Here is a 19748-nt window from a genome sequence, read left to right as displayed (position 1 = left end):
GAAATGTGCTCGGCGTGAACTCTCCTCTGCTACTGTACGGGAAATCTCCCTTGCTCATCAAGGTTGAGGAAAGCGACTGCGGTAGAGATGCACAATTTTACTCACCACCTCCTCGATCCCCAAGTTGTCCGTACAGACTTCTATGGCATCGGCAGCTTTGCGAAAAGGGGCGTAGGTGCGTTGCTGATCCGCTGTGTCGCGAGCGGTAATCTGAGCGAGCAATTCCTCGTAGGAGAGGTCGCATTGTCCTTGTTGTTGTAACTCCTGCCAGCGGCGCTGGGCACGCTCTTCGGGCGAGGCCGTTAGGAAAATTTTCAAGCCTGCCTCGGGAAAGACATGGGTACCAATATCACGACCTTCGGCAGCAATGCCCCCATTGGCTCCGATCGCCCGCTGTTGTTGTACCATGAGTCGTCGCACACCCCGCAGGGCGGCAATTTGGGACACTCGCTGCGTCACCTCTAGGGAACGAATCGCTTGGCTGACCTCGCAATCGTTGATCCACACCCGTGTGGGTTGAGGGGGATCGCTGCTCTCAAGACGCAACTGACAATGGGCGATCGCCTCTACGACGGCTGGCTCATCCCTGAGATCAATGTTATTTTCCAAGCACCACCAAGTTACTGCTCGATACATGGCACCGGTGTCAAGGTACTGCAACCCTAGGGCTTGGGCTGCCAGTCGCGTCACGGTTGACTTCCCCGCGCCGGCAGGGCCATCCACGGCCAGAATCGGCAGGCGGCGATCCAATAGGCAATTGTCAATGAGGCGCGTTTGCCCCACCCAACCCGCGATCGCCAATAGCCCCACGGTCTCAATGCGTTCCAAGGGCACAAGGGTCTGGGGATGCACCAACTCGGCATAGTCGAGGCGCAACTGGGGAAACTGGCGCAGATGGTTGTGAACCTGCTCCAAGAGATCGCTGGCAGCAAAGCAACCTTGACGAAAAGCAACAGTCGCTGCCTCTAGGCTCTGACTTAGGGCTAAGGCGGTGGCGCGATCGCCTGCACTGAGGTATTGATTACGGGAACTGAGGGCAAGGCCATCGGCATCGCGGACAATGGGGCAGCCAATGATCTCCACGTCCAGATTCAAATCCGCCACACAGCGGCGAATAATTGCTAACTGCTGGGCATCCTTTTGGCCAAAATAGGCGCGATCGGGCTGCACCAAGTGCAAGAGCTTCAGCACAATTGTTGCTACCCCGCGAAAATGGCCGGGGCGCGATCGCCCACAGAGGCGTTCCGTTAACTCCCTTGGTGGCTCAACTACCGTGAGACTCTCCATCCCCGCTGGATACAGTTCAGCCACACTGGGCACAAAGAGCAGATCCACCCCTAACTGCTGACAAAGTGCCGTATCCGCCTCAAGGGCACGGGGATAGCGCTCCAAATCCTCTTGGGGGCCAAACTGAAGCGGGTTGACAAAAATACTGACAACGACCACATCACACTCTTGCCGTGCCCGCTGGATCAAGGCGGCATGCCCCCCATGCAGTGCCCCCATTGTCGGCACAAAACCAAGGGTGGTTGCGGGAGGTAATGTGCCAAGGGCAGCCTGTAAACCCGCCGTGGTGGTCAAACGGTAAAACTTACCCATAGAGTGCTTCGGGGGCGATCGGTGCAGTTTTGATACAATCTGTCATATTACAGCCCTTTTCACACCGAGAGAAGACACGCCAGCTTCTGAAAGCCACGATCAGAGAGGCGGGTTTGGTGGATCCCAATGTTAGAAAAGGGCTGTCCAATGCCCGTGCCCGCTTTTTCTAACCAAAGTTTGTACATTTGTTGCAAGGGCTTTAATCTTGGGGGCAGGTTTTCTAAAATTCAGGTACCTTCGTTTCTCTGTACTTGCCAACCCTGTCACGCAACCTCCGTTTTACTCCCCCTGAGCCAAAAGCTTATTTTTTAACTGGAACTGTTCAGCATACGCCGCGAGGATAGCCCCTATGGCCAATGAACTACAAAACAGCTTACAAAAATACCGTTTCGTCTGCACCCTCACCTTCGGGGATATTTATGGCCAAGTCATTGTTTGGCTGATTGTGATCTTTATTGGTTTGGCCGCATCCCTCACCCTCTACAACAATCCCGTGCAGGCGTTTCTGGTCGGGGGGCTAATTTTGGTCTTAACCTTGCCCTTTTTGCTCTTTGCCTTTGTCACGACACTACTCAATCATATTGAAATGCGACCTGTGACAGTCACAGAGAAGAAAAAGCGCAAAGATGCCGCCGTGGCCTCAACCACTGAAGTGGCTCCAGCGAATTAAAGAACCCTTAAAAATAGCGGGCGATCGCCCCCAAAATGCCACACTGAAATTAACGCTGAGGGGGCAGTTCTATGCTTTACTGGCTGACATTTTTGCAGGCATTACCGACACCAGAATTGCCAGCACCTCCCCGCACCCAAACCAAAGCCACAGTACTGGCGGAGTCTCCCCCCATTGTCATGGGTAATCTGGGTGGGCCGCTCTTTTTTCCCGGTGTGATTGCCGGCATTGTGATTTTACTGCTCCTGAGCATTTGGGCTTACACGCGCGTCTATGTCATTACCCCCAACAACGAAGCCTTTGTGCGCACGGGGGGGATTTTTGTTAAGAAAAAAACAGTCATTCTCAATGGTGGCTGCATTGCCCTGCCGGGGTTCCATGAGTTGACACGGGTACCGCTGCGGGAAATCTCCATTGACGTAGAGCGAACGGGCAAATTGGCGGTGCGTACCCAAGATTATCTGCGGGCTGATATGCGGGTCACCTTTTATGTCTGCATCAATGCCACCGAAGAGGATGTCCTCACTGCCGCCGCTCGCCTTTCCCAAAATAACCGCATTACCCCCGAAGACATCAAGAATGCCCTTGAAAAACGGGCGGACGATGCCATTCGCGCAGCTGCAAAACACAAGTCCTTGGCTGAAATTGACTCCGACAAACTGGGGTTTGCCCAAGAGGTACTCAACCTGATGCAGCAGGATCTGCAAAAAGTTGGACTCACCCTCAACAACATTGCCATCTCAGAAGTCCAAGAGAGTGACACCTACGACGAAAACAACTTTTTTGATGCTCAGGGGGTGCGGCTGCGCACAGAAACGATTCAACGCTCGATTCAACAAAAGCGGGAAGTCGAACTCTCAACCCGGGTCGCGATCGAACAAAAGGAACTGGATGCCCAAAAACGCTCCCTGCAAATTGAAGAGGAAAAAGAAGCGGCACTGTTAAGCCAACGCCTGAAGGTGGAAGCCCTAAAAGCGCAGCGGGAAAGGGAAATTGAGGAGGCCAAAGCAGCAGAGGCAGCCGCGATTCAGCGGGCAAAGTTGCTCCAAGCCCAAGCGGTTGAGGAAGAAGAAATCCGCAAAAGACTTGCCATCCAACAGAAGGAAATCGAGGCCAGCATTGAACTGGAGGAAAAAAATAAACTCCTGAAGGTAACGCAAGCCCAGCAACAGCAGGAGGCAGAAATCGCCGAGATCAGTCGCCAGCAGCAGGTGGAGGCCAACCGTTTGCAAGCACAGGTGGCCATTGCGGAGTCCGAGCGTCAAGCGCGTCTTGCCCAAGAGGATGTGGCGATCGCCGTTGCCACCAAGAAAAAAGAAAGTCTGATTGCCGAAGCCGAGCGGGCACGGGCAGAATCTGCGGTCACCACCGCCATCGAAGTGGAAAAAGCCAATCGCCAGAAAAACCTAGCGATTATTGCCGCAGAGCGGGAAGCGGCTGAAAAACGGGTGCTAGAGCAAAACGTTGTGGAAATTGATGCCTTTCGGCGGCGGCGGCAAGCGGAAATTGCCCAACAGGCAGCGGAACTGGAGGCGGAAGCGATTCGCACCCTTGCGGCGGCCAACCGTGATAAAGCCCTTGCTGAAGCTGAAGGGATGGAGGCCATGCTCGCGGCCAAAAATGTGATTAGCAACGCTAACTTGACAGCTCAAGTGATTACAGCCCTCTGGCCAGAACTGGCACCGCAACTGCCACAAGTTCTCCAAGCCCTTGCCCCGCAACCGGGGGTGATTGGCGATGCCAAAATTTATACCTTTGCCAACGGGGGCACCCCTGCTGATCTCAATAAACTGCTCCTATCCACCAGCGGGCTAGCCCTGATCAATGCCCTTTTTGAGGAGGGGAAACTGGGGCAGTTGTTAGCACAAATTAAATCCCTACTCCAAGAAAATACGTCTCATTCCTAAGACGCGACTGCATACCCCTAGCCGCAAGAATGGATAACTCTTCAGTAGGTCTGAGGCGTGAACCAAAGATTTATTAACTCCATCTGTATTTTCAAAATTCATAGAGATTTTTCAATGGGGTAAATATAAAAAAAAGATTAAGAACCGCCAAAGGTCGGTGTTAGTATTCCGATGAACAGATTTAGAAATGTTAAGATTCTTAATATATGTAACGTATCTACGAAAACGCTGTTAAAGCACCGTTGGCTTGGCCGCGATCTTTAGCAGGGGCGATCGCCCATCCTATAGAGAAAACGATATTCCTAGGCCTTGGACGAATCACTGCTGTCAACCTTGAGAACGAGCGATAGGGACTATGGATACTTCAAAAGATTTAGTGCGCACTTACCTACGGGAGATTGGCCGTGTGCCATTGCTCACCCACGAACAGGAAGTGATCTACGGTAAACAGGTGCAGCAGCTTACCGCCATGAACGAGATTCGCGAAAAGCTCGCGGCAGAACTCAACCGTGAACCCACCCGTGCTGAATGGGCCGCCGCCGCCAACATGAGTGAAGCAGAATTAGAGACAATTATCGAAAATGGCGAGCGCGCCAAACGCAAAATGGTGGAGGCCAACCTGCGGCTGGTGGTTTCGGTTGCCAAAAAGTACATCAAGCGCAATGTGGATCTGCTTGATCTAATCCAAGAGGGCACAATCGGGATGCAGCGGGGGGTAGAAAAATTTGACCCCACCAAGGGGTATCGTTTCTCCACCTATGCCTACTGGTGGATTCGCCAAGCCATTACACGGGCGATCGCTGAAAAGGGGCGCACGATCCGTCTGCCCATCCACATTACCGAAAAGCTGAACAAAATCAAAAAAGCCCAGCGACAACTGTCCCAACGCCTCGGTCGCGCTGCCACGATTAATGAACTGGCGGCAGAACTGGAATTAACCCCTGCCCAAGTGCGGGAATATCTTGAACGGGCGCGACAGCCCCTCTCCCTTGATGTCCGTGTCGGCGATAATCAGGATACGGAGTTGGGGGAATTGCTCGAGGATCCGTCCATTTCACCGGAGGAGTTTGCCGCTCAATCCTCGTTGCGCAGTGACCTTGAACGGCTGATGGCGGATCTGACCCCGCAGCAACGCCATGTGCTCTCCCTACGCTTTGGCCTAGAAAACGGCCAGCCCCTCACCCTTGCCAAAGTGGGCGAACTGCTCAACATTAGTCGCGAGCGGGTGCGGCAAATTGAGCGGGAGGCCCTCAGCAAACTCCGCAAACGCCGCGGCGATATTCACGAGTACCTTGCCAGCTAGCCCATGCTCACTGACGAACAGCACCGCCAAAAAATGCAGCAGCGCAAAGCCGTGCAGGCGCAACGCCTCGCGGAGCGCACCCGTGAAAAAGGTCTCATTATTGTCCATACGGGCAACGGCAAGGGCAAAACCACAGCGGCACTTGGCATGGTGCTGCGTTCCTTGGGGCATGGCTATCGCGTGGCAATTATTCAATTTATCAAGGGGGCGTGGGAGCCAGCGGAAAAAGCGGTTCTTAGCCATTGGTCAGACCAACTGGCCTTCCATGCGATGGGGGAGGGCTTTACATGGGAAACCCAAGACCGCCAGCGGGATATCGCCTGTGCCCAAGCGGCTTGGGAGCTGGGTCTGAGCTACATCACCAACCCCGAGTACCGTTTGGTACTGCTCGATGAAATTAATGTCGCCCTCCAGCTGGACTACTTAACTGTGGCACAGGTGCTCGAGGGACTTGCCCGCAAGCCAGAAATGACCCATGTGATTCTCACCGGACGCGGTGCTCCCCCAGCCCTGATTGACGCCGCAGATCTGGTGACGGAAATGACCCTTGTCAAGCATCCCTTTCGCGAACAGGGCGTTAAAGCCCAGCCGGGGATTGAATTCTAAAGCAGGAGTTCGCCAGCGAAAATCGTAACCGCCTGACCCAATAGCCGCAGGCGATCGCCCCTGTGGGGGTGAATTTTAATCACGCCCCCCCGCGCTGAGGCTTGATAGGCCAATAACTTGTCCTTCCCCAGTTTTGCTCGCCAGTAGGGATACAAGCTACAGTGCGCCGAGCCAGTGACCGGATCCTCAGGGATGCCCAGTTGGGGGGCAAAAAAACGGGAGACGATGTCATATTCCGCGCCATTGGCCTGGGCGGTCACAATCAATCCTCGGCAAGGCAGGCGGGCAATTTGGTCAAAATCGGGTTTCAACTGGGCTACAGCACTGGCATCGACCAGATCCACCAGCAGATCGCTGCCCGCTTGCCCCATAAATATGGGTGGTGTCCCGAGCGCTGCAATGATTGAGGCTTGCACCTGCTGATCCGCAAGGGGCATTACGGGCTGCTGCGGAAAATCAAGGGCGATCCAATCCCCAAGGCGCTGGGCACGCAGAAGACCGCTGCGGGTGTGAAATTCTAGATCCCCTACCACCCCCTGATGCTGCCAGAGGACATGGGCCGTTGCGAGGGTGGCATGACCACAGAGATCCACTTCTGCCACAGGGGTAAACCAGCGCAGGTGAAAGCCACTGGCCAGCGGTACGACAAAAGCCGTTTCTGAAAGATTCATTTCGCGGGCGATCGCCCCCAAGGTTGCATCCTCAAAAAACGTCCCTAGGACACATACGGCCGCCGGGTTACCCCGAAAGGGTTCTTGGGTAAAGGCATCAACTTGGTACAGTGGTAGCGGCATCCGACCCCCGAAAACCGTAAAATCAATCCTGTAGATCGAGCAGAGGACATACTGCGTGGAACGGACATTTCTAGCCATTAAGCCCGATGGCGTTCAGCGTGGGCTAGTGGGGACGATTATCCAACGATTTGAACAAAAAGGCTACACACTGGTCGGCCTCAAACTGATGCGGGTCAGCCGCGAATTGGCAGAGCAGCACTACGGCGAACACAAAGATAAGCCCTTCTTTACGGGGCTAGTGAATTTCATTACCTCTGGACCGGTGGTGGCCATGGTCTGGGAAGGCCGGGGGGTGATTGCCAATGCCCGCAAACTGATTGGTGCCACTAATCCCCTCAATGCGGAGCCAGGAACGCTCCGGGGCGATTTTGCTGTAGATGTGGGACGGAATGTAATTCACGGCTCCGACAGTCCCGAAAATGCCGAGCGGGAAATCAATCTCTGGTTCCAGACGCAGGAACTGGTGCCTTGGGAGCCGGCCTTCACCTCTTGGGTGTATGAGATGTAGGTTCATGGGTTGACTTGGGAAGGGTTGGGGGGGTGTCTGGCTCCTCCACCTCCCGCTTGGAAAAGCCCCACGTAAAGCAAAGGGCAATCAGGCTAATCATCACCCAGTCCGAGGGTACCAGCTGGGGATTAATCACGCGAATGAGCAGCCGCAGACCCACCAGCATCACTGTAAAATAGCCCGCATCCTCAAGTCGAGGAAATTCTTTTAGCCAGCGGATAAATAGCTCCGCCATAAAGCGCAGCATAATCACGCCAATCGTGCCGCCGAGTAATACCAGCCAACGCTCATCCGACAGGGCGATCGCCGTTGTCACGCTATCGAGGGAAAAGGCCAAATCCGCTAAGGCCAATAGGGGGACTGCCTGCCAAAAAGAACGAATCACCCGCTCGTGTTCATGTTCTGGCTCGGTCGTAAAGAAAAAGTACTTTGCCGATAACCACAGCAGATAGAGTGCCCCCGCCAACTCAAACTGCCAGAACCGCAAGACCCAAGTCGCTGTGAAAATCAGGCCAATGCGAAAAACGTAAGAAATGGCCAGTCCCAGATTGAGTGCCCGCCGTTGTGCATCTAAGTCTTCGATGCCTCGTACCAAGGCCGCTAGGGCGATCGCATTGTCCGCTGAGAGAACCGCTTCCAGTGCCAACAACACCACAAGTAACAACAGGGTATCCAGTCCCCAGTTGGGCGAGAGTTCCAATAGTTCATCAATCATCGGGTGAGGGAAGTTCTCCAGATTTTTGGCTGCTTATATTTATCGTCGCATAGTAGCGGTACAGCCCTTTTCCCAAAGATGGAACACCCTCAAACCCAGACGTAGGCGCAACCAAAAATGCTAGTGACCTGACCGTTGGGCTGACGGTAGGCCTTACCCACATCCAGTCAGCGGACAAGCGATTCCCCTTTGGTTCTGGCGTGCATAGTCCTGCATCCTGTCGCATTTTCACCGTTAACCTATCACGAGGACTGAAATCTTGGGGAGCCAAGGGGGTGAAAATTCTTGGATCGCTTGCTTTACCAAGGTGGCGATGATTGAGCAAAAGGCAGTGTTCGCTGGGGCATAATTCAGAATTGTCGTTGACGTCGTAGAAATTTTACTTTGCTATGGGACTCGTTAACAATACGCTAAAAGCGGCAGGCAAGCTCGATCCGATTTCTTTAACGCTGTGCATCGTTGGCTCTCGCAAAATCTATCATGAGGATGATTATGCCCAATCTCCATGGCATATCTTTGCCCCCAATCTCAGAATTTATGGTTTTGATGCGGATGCCGACGCCTGTGATGAGGCCAATACCGCCTTAGCCGCCCAAGGAATCACTTGGTTTGAGCGTCACTATCCGCTGACGCTGGGCAAAGAGGTGGGAGAATCAACCCTTTACATTACCAACGCCATTCATTGCAGTTCTTTATATCCACCAAATTTGAGCTACACATCGCGATTTCAAGGATTTAATCCTAGCCTGAATGTGGCGGCAACTGTTCAGGTGGAAACAACCACCCTTGACGCATTTGCTCAAGCTGAAGGCCTTGAGAGCGTAGATGTCCTGCAAGTGGATGTCCAAGGTGCAGATCTAGATGTGTTGCAAGGCGGTGAGCGGCTTCTGGTAGCCAGTACTTTAGCAATCATGGTTGAAGTTGAGTTTTCGGAGGTTTACAGAGGGCAGCCCCTCTTTGGGGATATTGATGCATATTTGCGCGCTCAAGGCTTTGTGCTCTTTGACCTACTCACCAATGATGGTTGGTGCCGATTACCGCGCTACGTTTCCCCATTTCACTCCCAACGGCGAGGGGGTCAACTGCTATGGGCCGATGCAATTTACCTGCGGGATTTGCTCAATGAGAATCAACAGCAGCAAAACCAGCACCTACAGAGCCCTAGCCACTTGCTAAAACTGGCGGCAATTGCTGATGCACTGGACTTTCCTGATTATGCGCTGGAAGTTTTAACGCAACTCACGCTTCGCTATGGCGAAATCCCTCAGTGGAACTGCCGCAAAGAAATTTGCGCTATTTTGGAGCAGGTTCAGCCTCTGCTCAGCACGGATATTGCCAAGCTGCCAATTTTAAAGCTGCTGTCTGAGCCAACAACCTAGCCTTGGGGCAAAAGGCGGCGGCTAAACTGCTGAATTTCCTCGCGAATCCCTCGCGGCAATTGGCTTTGTTTGGCTAGGGCTTGCTGGAAATATTGCTGTGCCTGCGATCGGTTGCCACTGGCGGCCAAAATTTGTGCTTTCAGATAAAGGAGTTCTGGATTGTTGGGGGCAAGTGCCAAGGCTTGATCAACTGCGTTTAAGGCTTGCGGCCATTGCTTGCGATCGCGATAGGCCAAGGCCAAGCCTCGATAACTCAGGTAATTGGGAGCGGCGTAGGTTTGCAGGGTTTGAATGGCCCGATCCATGCTGACAAAGCCCACATTACTGGCAATACCCCACTCCATAAAGCCACGAACAAGATTCAATTCCGGATCGCGAGGATTGACAGCTTCGGCTCGCCCCACATGATCGAGAACCCGCTGTACCCGCAACAGAGCGGCGGGGGCACCAGCCACAGGCCCCGATCCGGCATCGGAAATTTCATAGCCGGCCATCAGGAAATGCCCCACGGCTTGATAGAGATTTCCCCGCAGGGGATCGCGGCTCGTGAGGGCTTGGGCAGCGCGCAGGGTCTCCTCAGCGTAGCGTTTGTACCCTGCCCAGTCTTCATTAAGATAGGCAATGGCAGCAGCCAAGGTCAGGGTTAGGGGTTCTTGGCGATCGCGCTCCAAGGCCGCCGGCAGTAACTCTTTACCTTTGACATAGTTGCCATCGCGAAAGAGGGCAACAAAGACAGCTTCCGTTTGATCGGAAATGGGTCGTGCTTGAGCGCCCGTACGGAAAGGATCCCCAGCAAGGGCAGCGGTACTCAGTACCCAGGGGGCGATCGCTCCACTAAGATAGAGAGCAAAGCGTTGCCACAGGCGCAGTTGACGTGTTTGCACGGTCGTTACCTCCGGAGTCTGCATCTTGTTTTCGGTTCACCATCTCAGCTACCACCCCGCCGCCACCCCTCAGCCCATTTTGCGGGACATTAATTTAGACTTGGGTATGGCTGAACTGGGATTAATTATCGGACCCAGTGGATCCGGCAAAACCACCCTACTAGAGATTTTAGCGGGCTTGGCCACCCCCAGTCGGGGAATCATTCGATGGCAGGATCAGGTTCTCACACCCGATCATTTACAACAGTTGGCCGGATTGGTCTTTCAGTTCCCAGATCGCTACTTCTGTGGCAGTACCATTCTCGAAGAGCTACGCTTTGGCCACCCAGAAATTCCCTACGAAAACTTTTACCGCGCCCTTGCCGATGTGGGTCTCGATCATTTGCCTTTGCACACCCGCCCCGAATCCTTGAGTGGTGGTCAGCAGCGTCGTCTCGCGCTTGCTGTGCAACTAGTGCGCCAACCCTACCTGCTCTTGCTCGATGAACCGACGGCAGGTCTGGATTGGTCAATGCGCCGCCAATTGGTACAGGTGCTGCGCCGCCTCAAGGAACACTGGAGCCTGCTTGTGGTCACCCATGAGGCCACTGAATTGCGGGAGATTAGCGATCGTGTGTGGCGACTGGAAAATGGTTGTCTGGTGCCCTTGATTTCCCAGCGATCCAGTCCTGTAATAAGTTTTAATACTTAGGTAGCAATACTTTGCAATTTGTTACCACAGAACCGCAAAGTCGCTTGCCAGCTTGATTTTCTGCTACAACCACAAAAGGTATATCCCCCTTGGGGTTTGGTCTCGATCGTTACAAGGAGTTTGAACGCATGTTCACCCACGTCAAGTCCACGATTCGACATATCGCGCCAGCGGCGTTAAATGGGCGATCGCTGTTGCGAGTGGTGTATGTGGTACTTGAAGCCCAATACCAGAGCGCGCTGTCGGCAGCGGTTCGCAGCATTAACGATACCCATCCACAGGTGGCCATTGAAATCAGTGGCTATCTCCTTGAGGAACTGCGCAATCCCGAAAACTATGCCGCCTTCTGTGAGGACGTGGCGCGGGCAAATGTGTTTATCGCCTCCCTGATTTTCATTGAGGACTTAGCGGATAAGGTGGTCGAGGCGGTTCAGCCCTATCGCGATCGCTTGGATGTAGCGGTTGTCTTCCCCTCGCTGCCCCAAGTGATGCGCCTCAACAAAATGGGCAGCTTTTCCTTGGCTCAGATTGGCCAATCCAAGAGCGTCATTGCCAACTTCATGAAAAAGCGCAAGGAGAAGTCAGGTGCCGGCTTCCAAGATGCCATGCTCAAACTCCTGCGAACCCTGCCCCAAGTCCTGAAGTACCTCCCCATTGACAAGGCCCAGGATGCCCGCAACTTCATGCTCAGCTTCCAGTATTGGCTGGGCGGGTCGCCAGAGAACCTAGAAAACTTCCTCCTCATGCTGGCCGATCGCTACGTCTTCAAAGGTCAGCCAAACAGCAACCTCAGCTACCAAGAACCGGTCACCTACCCCGACACCGGTATTTGGCACCCCCTTGCACCGCAAATGTTTGAGGATCTTAAGGAGTACCTCAACTGGTTCAACAGTCGCCGCGATATTGGCGCTGATCTCAAAGACCCTCTCGTGCCCACCATTGGCCTGCTGTTGCAGCGTACCCACCTTGTCACCGGTGATGACGCTCACTATGTCGCCATTGTGCAAGAGTTTGAATCCCAAGGGGCGCGGGTGATTCCCGTCTTCTCTGGTGGGCTGGACTTTTCGACGCCCCTAGAAAAATTCTTCTACGATCCCGTCAACCCTGAGAAACCCATTGTTGATACCGTTGTCTCTCTCACGGGATTCGCCCTTGTGGGGGGGCCTGCCAAGCAGGATCATCCCAAAGCTGTGGCGGCACTGAAAAAACTCAACCGTCCCTACATGGTGGCACTGCCCTTGGTGTTTCAAACCACTGAGGAATGGGAAGACAGCGATCTGGGGCTGCACCCGATTCAAGTGGCGCTGCAAATTGCTCTACCGGAACTGGATGGTGCCATTGAGCCAATTATTCTTTCCGGTCGCGATGGCGTGACCGGTAAGGCGATCGCCCTCCAAGACCGCGTCGAAATGATCGTACAGCGGGCACTGAAGTGGGCCAATCTGCGCCGCAAACCCAAGGTGCAAAAGAAAGTCGCCATCACCATCTTTAGCTTCCCGCCGGATAAGGGCAACGTCGGTACGGCTGCCTACTTGGATGTCTTTGGCTCCATCTACAAAGTCATGGAAGCCCTGAAAAACAACGGCTATGACGTGCAGGACATGCCCGAGAGTCCCGAAGCCCTGATGCAGGAAATTCTCCACGATGCCCGCGCCCAAGTGGGGAGTCCCGAACTCAACATTGCCTACCGCATGAGCGTGCCGGAATACGAGCGCCTCACCCCCTACGCCAAGCGCCTTGAAGAAAACTGGGGCAAACCGCCGGGGCACCTCAACAGTGACGGCCAAAACCTGCTCATCTACGGCAAAGCCTACGGCAACGTCTTTATTGGCGTGCAGCCCACCTTTGGCTACGAGGGGGATCCAATGCGGCTGCTCTTTTCTCGCTCCGCCAGTCCCCACCACGGCTTTGCTGCGTACTACACCTTCCTCAACCACATTTGGCAAGCGGATGCGGTGCTCCACTTTGGCACCCACGGTTCTTTGGAGTTCATGCCGGGCAAACAGATGGGCATGTCTGGGGATTGCTACCCCGATAATCTCATTGGCTGTATTCCCAACCTCTACTACTACGCTGCCAATAACCCCTCCGAAGCCACCATTGCCAAACGCCGCAGCTATGCCAACACGATTAGTTACCTCACGCCCCCCGCGGAAAATGCCGGCCTCTACAAAGGGCTGCGGGAACTGAGTGATCTCATCGGTTCCTACCAAACCCTGAAGGATAGCGGTCGGGGGGTTCAGATTGTCAACACGATCATGGACAAGTGCCGCATGGTAAATCTCGATCAGGATGTGGCTCTCCCCGCTAAGGACGCGGCAGAACTCAGTGCCGAAGAGCGCGCTACCCTCGTGGGCAAGGTCTATATCAAACTAATGGAGATTGAAAGCCGCCTCCTGCCCTGTGGTCTGCACGTGATTGGCAAACCGCCGACAACGGAAGAAGCAGTGGCTACCTTGGTCAATATTGCCAGCTTGGATCGCTCTGAGGACGGCATTAAGAGCTTGCCCAGGCTCATTGCCGAGAGTCTAGGGCGGGACATTGATGAGATTTATCAAAATAGCGATCGCGGGGTACTGGCGGATGTTGAACTGCTGCGCCAGATTAACGAGGCGACCCGTGCTGCCGTCAGTGCCCTCGTCCAAGCCCAAGCCGATGCCGAGGGTCGTGTGTCGCGGGTCTCGAAGCTGAACTTCTTTAACATGGGGCGCAAAGAGCCGTGGATTGAATCCCTCCATGGTGCAGGCTATACCCAAGTGGATGCCGCTGCCCTCAAGCCCCTGATGGAATACCTCGAATTCTGTTTACAGCAGATTGTGGCCGACAATGAACTGGGGGCACTGCTGCAAGCCCTTGAAGGCGAGTACATTCTCCCCGGCCCCGGTGGCGATCCAATTCGCAATCCTGAGGTCTTGCCGACGGGCAAAAATATCCACGCCTTGGATCCCCAAGCCATTCCCACTGCCGCTGCTGTGCAGTCTGCCAAAGTTGTGGTTGATCGCCTTCTAGCGCGGCAAAAAGCGGAAAACAACAACCAATGGCCAGAAACCATCGCCATGGTGCTCTGGGGCACAGATAATATCAAAACCTATGGCGAGTCCCTTGCTCAAGTGCTCTGGCTAGTGGGGGCACGTCCTTTACCCGATTCCTTGGGACGGGTCAACAAAGTGGAACTCATCCCCCTAGAAGAGCTGGGGCGGCCACGCATTGATGTTGTCGTCAACTGTTCTGGGGTCTTCCGCGATCTCTTTATCAACCAGATGGCGCTCATTGACCGTGCCATCAAGATGGCTGCCGAAGCCGATGAACCCCTTGAGCTAAACTTTATCCGCAAGCACGCCCTGCAACAGGCTTCAGAATTGGGGATTGACCTGCGCCAAGCGGCCACACGGGTCTTCACCAATGCCTCCGGTTCCTACGCGGCGAATGTCAACTTAGCGGTGGAAAATAGCTCTTGGGAGCAGGAGTCGGAACTTCAGGATATGTATCTCTCCCGTAAGTCCTTTGCCTTCTCGGCAGATTCTCCGGGGACGATGCAGCAGGCGCGGGATTTGTTTGAAACCGCCCTCAAAACCGTGGATGTAACCTTCCAGAATCTCGACTCCTCAGAAATTAGCCTCACCGATGTCAGCCACTACTTTGACTCAGATCCGACCAAGCTGGTGGCGGCACTGCGCAGCGATGGCAAACAACCCAAGGCCTATATTGCCGATACCACCACCGCCAATGCCCAAGTGCGGACGCTCTCGGAAACCGTTCGCCTCGACAGCCGAACCAAGCTCCTGAATCCCAAGTGGTATGAAGGGATGCTCGCCCACGGCTACGAAGGGGTGCGCGAGATCTCGAAGCGACTAGTCAACACAATGGGCTGGTCGGCCACCGCAGGAGCTGTGGATAACTGGGTTTATGAGGAGGCGAATGCCACGTTTATTCTCGATGAGCAGATGCGGCAGCGGCTTCTGAATACCAACCCCCACTCCTTCCGCAAAATGGTGAGCACCTTCCTCGAACTTCACGGACGCGGCTACTGGGAGACCAGTGAAGCCAATCTGGAACTGCTGCGGCAACTCTATCAAGAGGTCGAGGACAAGATTGAGGGCGTTGAGTAAACAACGTTAATAGCATGGGGGAAGCTCTTCCCCCTTTTTATTTGGACGCCGATGTGATCGGAACCCACCCTGCTCCTTAAGCGTCAGACCCCGCAGTACGTTTTTTCTGTGGAGGAGTTGACGATGTTGAAGACACTTCAAGTCGTTGGCCTATCGTCCTTGACTGGTTTGGCGGTTCTTTCCTTTGTGGATACCGCCGCGGCTCAACTGAATGTCAACGTGAATCTTGGTGGTTCCCGTCAGCCGGTGTATGTGGTGCCCAGTCCCTCTAGCCAACCCGTCTATGTGGTGCCTACCCCTCAAACACAACCCGTGTATGTGGTACAGCCAAGAGTGGTTAGTGTTCCGCCAGCCTCCCCGCGATCGCGCCATCACCGCAAAAAGCCCCATCGCAATCAACCGCAGTATGTGATTCCCGCGAATCCGAGTGGGGTGCTGATCACGTTTTAAGAATTCCAGTCAGAATCGCCGCCCCTTCTGCTAAGATGGATTACACATCAGTATTCCGACCGATTTATCGTAGATTGATGGCAGAATGGTCAATTGGCGGCGTTTTAGGGTTTGGTTGAGCTTGTTCTTACTAGCGGTAGGTCTCAGTGGTCTCACCGCTGCTTGTCAATTTCAGGCCACTCTGCCCGATGGTCGCCCTGCTCAGGTGAATCTAACCCTTTCTTCGTTCTCGGTCACTAAAAAAGCGCACGAGGCTGTTATGCCCCTGTTTGCTGCTCAATGGGAACAGGAACATCAACAAAAAGTGCGCTTCCGAACGAGTTATGGTCCCTCGGGCAGTCAGTCACGGGCGGTGATTGATGGCCTAGAAGCCGATATCGTCCACTTGTCCCTTGGTTTAGATGTCGATCGCATTGCCAAAGCAGGGTTAATTCGCCCCGATTGGGCTAGCCAAGCCCCCCACAACAGCATTGTCACCACTTCTGTCGGTGCCCTGATTACCCGTGACGGCAACCCGAAAAATCTGCAAACATGGCAGGATCTCACCCGTGAGGGGGTGACATTTGTGACTGCCGATCCCAAAACCTCTGGCGCGGCTCGCTGGAACTTCCTTGCGCTGTGGGGATCGGTCACGGAAACAGGGGGAACGTTTGATCAGGCGCGGCAGTTTGTGACTGAAGCCTTTCGCCATGTGGCTGCTCTCCCCCGCGATAGTCGTGAAGCCACTGATGCCTTTTTGAAACAGGGACAGGGGGATGCCCTGATCAACTATGAAAATGAAGTGATCTTGGCTCGCCAAAAGGGCAAGACCCTTTCCTATATCCTTCCTCCTGTGAATATCCTGATTGAAAACCCGATCGCCCTTGTGGATCAATACGTGGATAAACATGGCACACGGAAGGTAGCACAGGCCTATATTGACTTTCTCTATACTCCCCAAGCTCAGGAGATCTTTGCCCAATATGGTTTTCGACCCGTGGATGCCACCGTCCTTGCCGCTCATCAGCAGACGTTTCCACCCGTGCCCACCCTCTTTACCGTGGCAGATTTAGGGGGCTGGGAGAAGGTGCAAGCCCAATTTTTCGCTAATGGCGCCCTGTTTGATCAAATTCAGCAGGAGAATCAAGCCTGATGACCGCTACCCACCCCATTTCGCCGTCACTCTCTCCTCAGAAACAGCGCTGGCAGTTTCCTTGGGTTTGGAGAATCACGGTCTTTTACTTACTCGTGATGCTGGCTGTACCCATTGCTGCCCTCTTGAGCCGTGCCAGTAGTGCTGGGCCACTGCATTTTTGGCAGGTGGCAACGCGGGCGATCGCCCTCTCGGCCTATGAAGTCACGTTTGTGACTGCCCTCATCGCAGCGCTGATCAATGGCGTCTTTGGTACCCTGATTGCTTGGGTGCTGGTGCGCTATTCCTTTCCGGGGAAGCGCTTCTTTGATGCTGTCGTGGATCTACCTTTTGCATTGCCAACGGCGGTGGCGGGTCTCACCCTCGCAACGGTCTATAGCGAAAATGGCTGGATTGGTAGCTTACTAGCGCCCTTCGGAATCAGAATTGCCTTCAGCCGCTGGGGGGTGGCGGTGGCGATGCTCTTTATTTCCTTACCCTTTGTGATTCGCACGGTGCAGCCCGTCCTCACTGAAATGGAAAAGGATGTGGAGGAGGCAGCATGGTCGCTGGGTGCTACCCATGGGCAGACCTTTTGGCGAGTGATTTTGCCACCTTTGATGCCCGCTATTCTCACAGGCGTTGCCCTAGGCTTCTCACGGGCAGTGGGGGAATTTGGCTCAATTGTGATTATTTCCTCCAACACTCCTTTTCGGGACTTGATTGCCTCAGTGCTGGTGTTTCAGAGCTTAGAGCAGTATGACTATGAGGCAGCAACCATTATTGGTACGGTGATGCTCTTGGTATCCCTAGCGATTTTATTTCTGATTAATCTGCTGCAAGCGTGGGGGCGGCGCTATGCGGAGCGTTAAACCCTCGCCCACCCAAGAAAAGCCATGGCTCCATGCCCTTTTGATTGTCATTGCCATCGCCTACTTAGCCCTTGTGCTTTTGCTGCCGGCGGCCAATGTCCTTTTCCAAGCCTTTCACAAGGGAGTCATGCCCTTTCTGGAAAATTTGCTGGAGCCGGATTTTCTGCATGCGGTGTGGCTGACCTTTGCCCTTGCCTTGGTGGTGGTGCCCTTAAACACGATCTTTGGTCTCTGTGCCGCTTGGGCGATCGCCCGCCATCGCTTTGTGGGACGCACCCTTTTACTGAGCATTATTGACCTACCTTTTTCCATCTCCCCCGTTGTTGCCGGACTGATGCTGGTACTGGTCTATGGCCGCAATGGCTGGTTCGGGGGCTGGCTGCAAGCTTTAGATATTCGCGTTATTTTCTCTTTTCCGGGGATGGTGCTGGCAACAGCCTTTGTGAGTTTGCCCTTTGTGGCGCGAGAAGTCATCCCTGTCCTAGAAGAAATCGGTACCGAGCAGGAGGAAGCCGCAAAAACCCTAGGCGCCAATGAGTGGCAAACCTTTTGGCGAGTCACCCTGCCCAATATCCGCTGGGGACTGCTCTATGGGGTCCTGTTGACCAATGCGCGAGCGATGGGGGAGTTTGGAGCTGTGGCAGTAGTCTCTGGCAATGTGGCGGGTCTGACGCAAACCCTGCCCCTCTTTGTGGAGGATGCCTACAAAAACTACAATACGGAGTCCGCCTATGCGGCAGCGGTGATCCTTGGCTTGCTAGCGCTTGTGACGCTCGTGGTTAAGGAAATTTTGGAGCGGAAAACAGGGATCAAGCCCAATCCCTAGGAGGTGCCGAGGACGCGCAAAATCGAGGGCACGGCTTCAATATCGGTCATTTGGGCAATCTCGGCCATGGCTTGACGAAACTCCCCTTCGCGCACATGGTGGGTGACAATCACAATTTCTGCCAGTTCATTGTGGCTGCCAATTTGCACAAGGGATTCCAAGCTAACATTGTGGTTGCCAAAACAGGTACCCAGTTTCCCTAGGACTCCCGGATGATCTTGGGCATGGACACGGGCATAGAAACGACTATCCACCTCCGCCATCGGTAGCAGCGGCATAAACTGATCGTGCTGGCAGGTGAGCAAGGGATGGCTGGCACGTCCTTGGGGGAGAAGGGCGGCAATGTTGATTAAATCCGCCACGACGGCACTGGCGGTTGCCCCTGCACCGGCACCGGGACCATAGAACATCACCTGTCCCAAAGGCTCTGCCTCTAGGAGAATGGCATTAAAGACGCCATTGACGCCGGCAAGGGGGTGCTCAAGGGGCACGAGCGTCGGATGAACGCGCACCTCTAGGGGCTGGCCACTGAGCTGGCGGGCGATCGCCAGCAGTTTAATGCGAAATCCGAGTTTTTCCGCATAGGCAATATCTACCGCCGTGATCCCACGAATGCCCTCGCAATACACTTCCTCGCGGCGAATCCGCCCCCCAAAGGCAAGGCTGGCCAGAATGGCAATTTTGTCCGCGGCATCCCATCCCTCAATGTCAGCACTGGGATCGGCTTCGGCATACCCTAGGCGTTGGGCATCGGCAAGGATGGGGGCAAAATCCCCCTGTTCCTGCTGCATGCGGGTCAGGATGTAGTTGGTGGTGCCATTGAGAATGCCGCTGACACTGTGGATACGATTGGCACCTAGGCTCTGTTTCAGGGCTTGAATGACAGGAATGCCACCGGCCACGGCCGCTTCGAGCATCACATAGACCCCTTGGGCATTGGCGGCATCAAAAATTTCAGCACCATGGCGGGCAATGACGGCCTTATTGGCGGTGACAATGTGCTTGCCATGGGCAATGGCCTTGAGGATGAGCGATCGCGCCGGTTCAATGCCGCCGAGGACTTCCACCACAATGTCAATCTCAGGATGAGTCACAATGCGTTCTAAGTCAGTGGTCAGGAGCTTGGGATCAAGGGCAACGGCACGGGGCTTATGGATATCCCGTACCCCCACTTGGGCGATCGCCAGTTCCTTGATCAGCGGATGGCGCCCCGCTGGATCCGCCAAAATTTGCGCCACACCGCCACCAACAGTGCCCAACCCCAGTAAACCAATGTGATACATCAGACCCGTCCTATTGCACTGTTCCTATTATCAGTCGCGCT

17 protein-coding genes are annotated in these 19748 nt (G+C 54.4%); 12 read left to right on the top strand and 5 right to left on the bottom strand.

The annotated features are described in order from the left end of the window. Positions 1-57: 57 nt before the first annotated feature. Positions 58-1599 (bottom strand): bifunctional pantoate--beta-alanine ligase/(d)CMP kinase, encoded by a 1542-nt coding sequence (locus tag RHJ80_RS12485; protein WP_310801128.1) that lies wholly within the window; start codon positions 1597-1599, stop codon positions 58-60. Between the two features lie 349 nt (positions 1600-1948). On the opposite strand from RHJ80_RS12485, the gene RHJ80_RS12480 reads away from it, so the two are divergent. The 4 genes from RHJ80_RS12480 (at position 1949) to cobO (ending at position 6085) form a co-directional block, all read left to right on the top strand. Further along, the gene (locus tag RHJ80_RS12480) at positions 1949-2269 is read left to right on the top strand and encodes a hypothetical protein (protein WP_206200436.1); all 321 of its coding nucleotides are present in this window, start codon (positions 1949-1951) and stop codon (positions 2267-2269) included. A gap of 71 nt (positions 2270-2340) precedes the next feature. Next, entirely contained in the window at positions 2341-4176 is a 1836-nt protein-coding gene (locus tag RHJ80_RS12475; RefSeq protein ID WP_310801127.1) for an SPFH domain-containing protein, read from the top strand. A 355-nt stretch (positions 4177-4531) separates the two neighbouring features. Continuing rightward, complete coding sequence (locus tag RHJ80_RS12470) at positions 4532-5479, top strand: RNA polymerase sigma factor, RpoD/SigA family (protein ID WP_302677368.1); 948 nt, start codon at positions 4532-4534, stop codon at positions 5477-5479. Positions 5480-5482: 3 nt separating this feature from the next. Then, complete coding sequence (gene cobO / locus RHJ80_RS12465; RefSeq protein ID WP_206200433.1) at positions 5483-6085, top strand: cob(I)yrinic acid a,c-diamide adenosyltransferase; 603 nt, start codon at positions 5483-5485, stop codon at positions 6083-6085. On the opposite strand, the gene RHJ80_RS12460 is transcribed toward cobO, so the two are convergent. Continuing rightward, positions 6082-6879: a PhzF family phenazine biosynthesis protein gene (locus RHJ80_RS12460; protein ID WP_310744626.1), complete on the bottom strand. Its 798-nt coding sequence runs from the start codon at positions 6877-6879 to the stop codon at positions 6082-6084. The two genes, cobO and RHJ80_RS12460, sit on opposite strands and share 4 nt — an antisense overlap. A gap of 55 nt (positions 6880-6934) precedes the next feature. Here RHJ80_RS12460 and ndk point away from each other — a divergent pair, with 55 nt between their 5' ends. Next, positions 6935-7387, top strand: a complete 453-nt coding sequence (gene ndk, locus RHJ80_RS12455) for a nucleoside-diphosphate kinase (protein ID WP_302677370.1) — start codon at positions 6935-6937, stop codon at positions 7385-7387. Here ndk and RHJ80_RS12450 read toward each other — a convergent pair. Then, positions 7362-8102, bottom strand: a complete 741-nt coding sequence (locus RHJ80_RS12450) for a TerC family protein (RefSeq protein ID WP_206200430.1) — start codon at positions 8100-8102, stop codon at positions 7362-7364. The genes ndk and RHJ80_RS12450 overlap by 26 nt on opposite strands. 389 nt (positions 8103-8491) lie before the next feature. Here RHJ80_RS12450 and RHJ80_RS12445 point away from each other — a divergent pair, with 389 nt between their 5' ends. Further along, positions 8492-9481: an FkbM family methyltransferase gene (locus RHJ80_RS12445; protein WP_310801126.1), complete on the top strand. Its 990-nt coding sequence runs from the start codon at positions 8492-8494 to the stop codon at positions 9479-9481. On the opposite strand, the gene RHJ80_RS12440 is transcribed toward RHJ80_RS12445, so the two are convergent. Continuing rightward, entirely contained in the window at positions 9478-10365 is an 888-nt protein-coding gene (locus RHJ80_RS12440; protein WP_226971971.1) for a Sll0314/Alr1548 family TPR repeat-containing protein, read from the bottom strand. The two genes, RHJ80_RS12445 and RHJ80_RS12440, sit on opposite strands and share 4 nt — an antisense overlap. A 25-nt stretch (positions 10366-10390) precedes the next feature. Here RHJ80_RS12440 and RHJ80_RS12435 point away from each other — a divergent pair, with 25 nt between their 5' ends. The 6 genes from RHJ80_RS12435 (at position 10391) to cysW (ending at position 18424) form a co-directional block, all read left to right on the top strand. Then, positions 10391-11056 (top strand): ABC transporter ATP-binding protein, encoded by a 666-nt coding sequence (locus tag RHJ80_RS12435; protein WP_310801125.1) that lies wholly within the window; start codon positions 10391-10393, stop codon positions 11054-11056. Positions 11057-11184: 128 nt separating this feature from the next. Beyond that, positions 11185-15165 (top strand): magnesium chelatase subunit H, encoded by a 3981-nt coding sequence (locus RHJ80_RS12430; protein ID WP_310801124.1) that lies wholly within the window; start codon positions 11185-11187, stop codon positions 15163-15165. A gap of 123 nt (positions 15166-15288) precedes the next feature. Next, on the top strand, positions 15289-15615 hold the full coding sequence (locus tag RHJ80_RS12425; protein ID WP_190278112.1) for a hypothetical protein: 327 nt from the start codon (positions 15289-15291) through the stop codon (positions 15613-15615). Between the two features lie 85 nt (positions 15616-15700). Continuing rightward, the gene (locus RHJ80_RS12420) at positions 15701-16747 is read left to right on the top strand and encodes a sulfate ABC transporter substrate-binding protein (RefSeq protein ID WP_310801123.1); all 1047 of its coding nucleotides are present in this window, start codon (positions 15701-15703) and stop codon (positions 16745-16747) included. Continuing rightward, the gene (gene cysT, locus RHJ80_RS12415; RefSeq protein ID WP_206200424.1) at positions 16747-17598 is read left to right on the top strand and encodes a sulfate ABC transporter permease subunit CysT; all 852 of its coding nucleotides are present in this window, start codon (positions 16747-16749) and stop codon (positions 17596-17598) included. Before RHJ80_RS12420 ends, cysT begins: the two co-directional genes overlap by 1 nt. After that, complete coding sequence (gene cysW / locus RHJ80_RS12410; protein WP_302678453.1) at positions 17585-18424, top strand: sulfate ABC transporter permease subunit CysW; 840 nt, start codon at positions 17585-17587, stop codon at positions 18422-18424. Before cysT ends, cysW begins: the two co-directional genes overlap by 14 nt. On the opposite strand, the gene RHJ80_RS12405 is transcribed toward cysW, so the two are convergent. After that, complete coding sequence (locus RHJ80_RS12405) at positions 18421-19707, bottom strand: homoserine dehydrogenase (protein WP_255521468.1); 1287 nt, start codon at positions 19705-19707, stop codon at positions 18421-18423. The two genes, cysW and RHJ80_RS12405, sit on opposite strands and share 4 nt — an antisense overlap. Positions 19708-19748 lie beyond the last annotated feature (41 nt).

Source organism: Thermosynechococcus sp. QS41, from assembly GCF_031583515.1.
Taxonomy (GTDB): Bacteria; Cyanobacteriota; Cyanobacteriia; order Thermosynechococcales; family Thermosynechococcaceae; genus Thermosynechococcus.
This window is presented reverse-complemented; position numbering and strand designations above follow the sequence as displayed.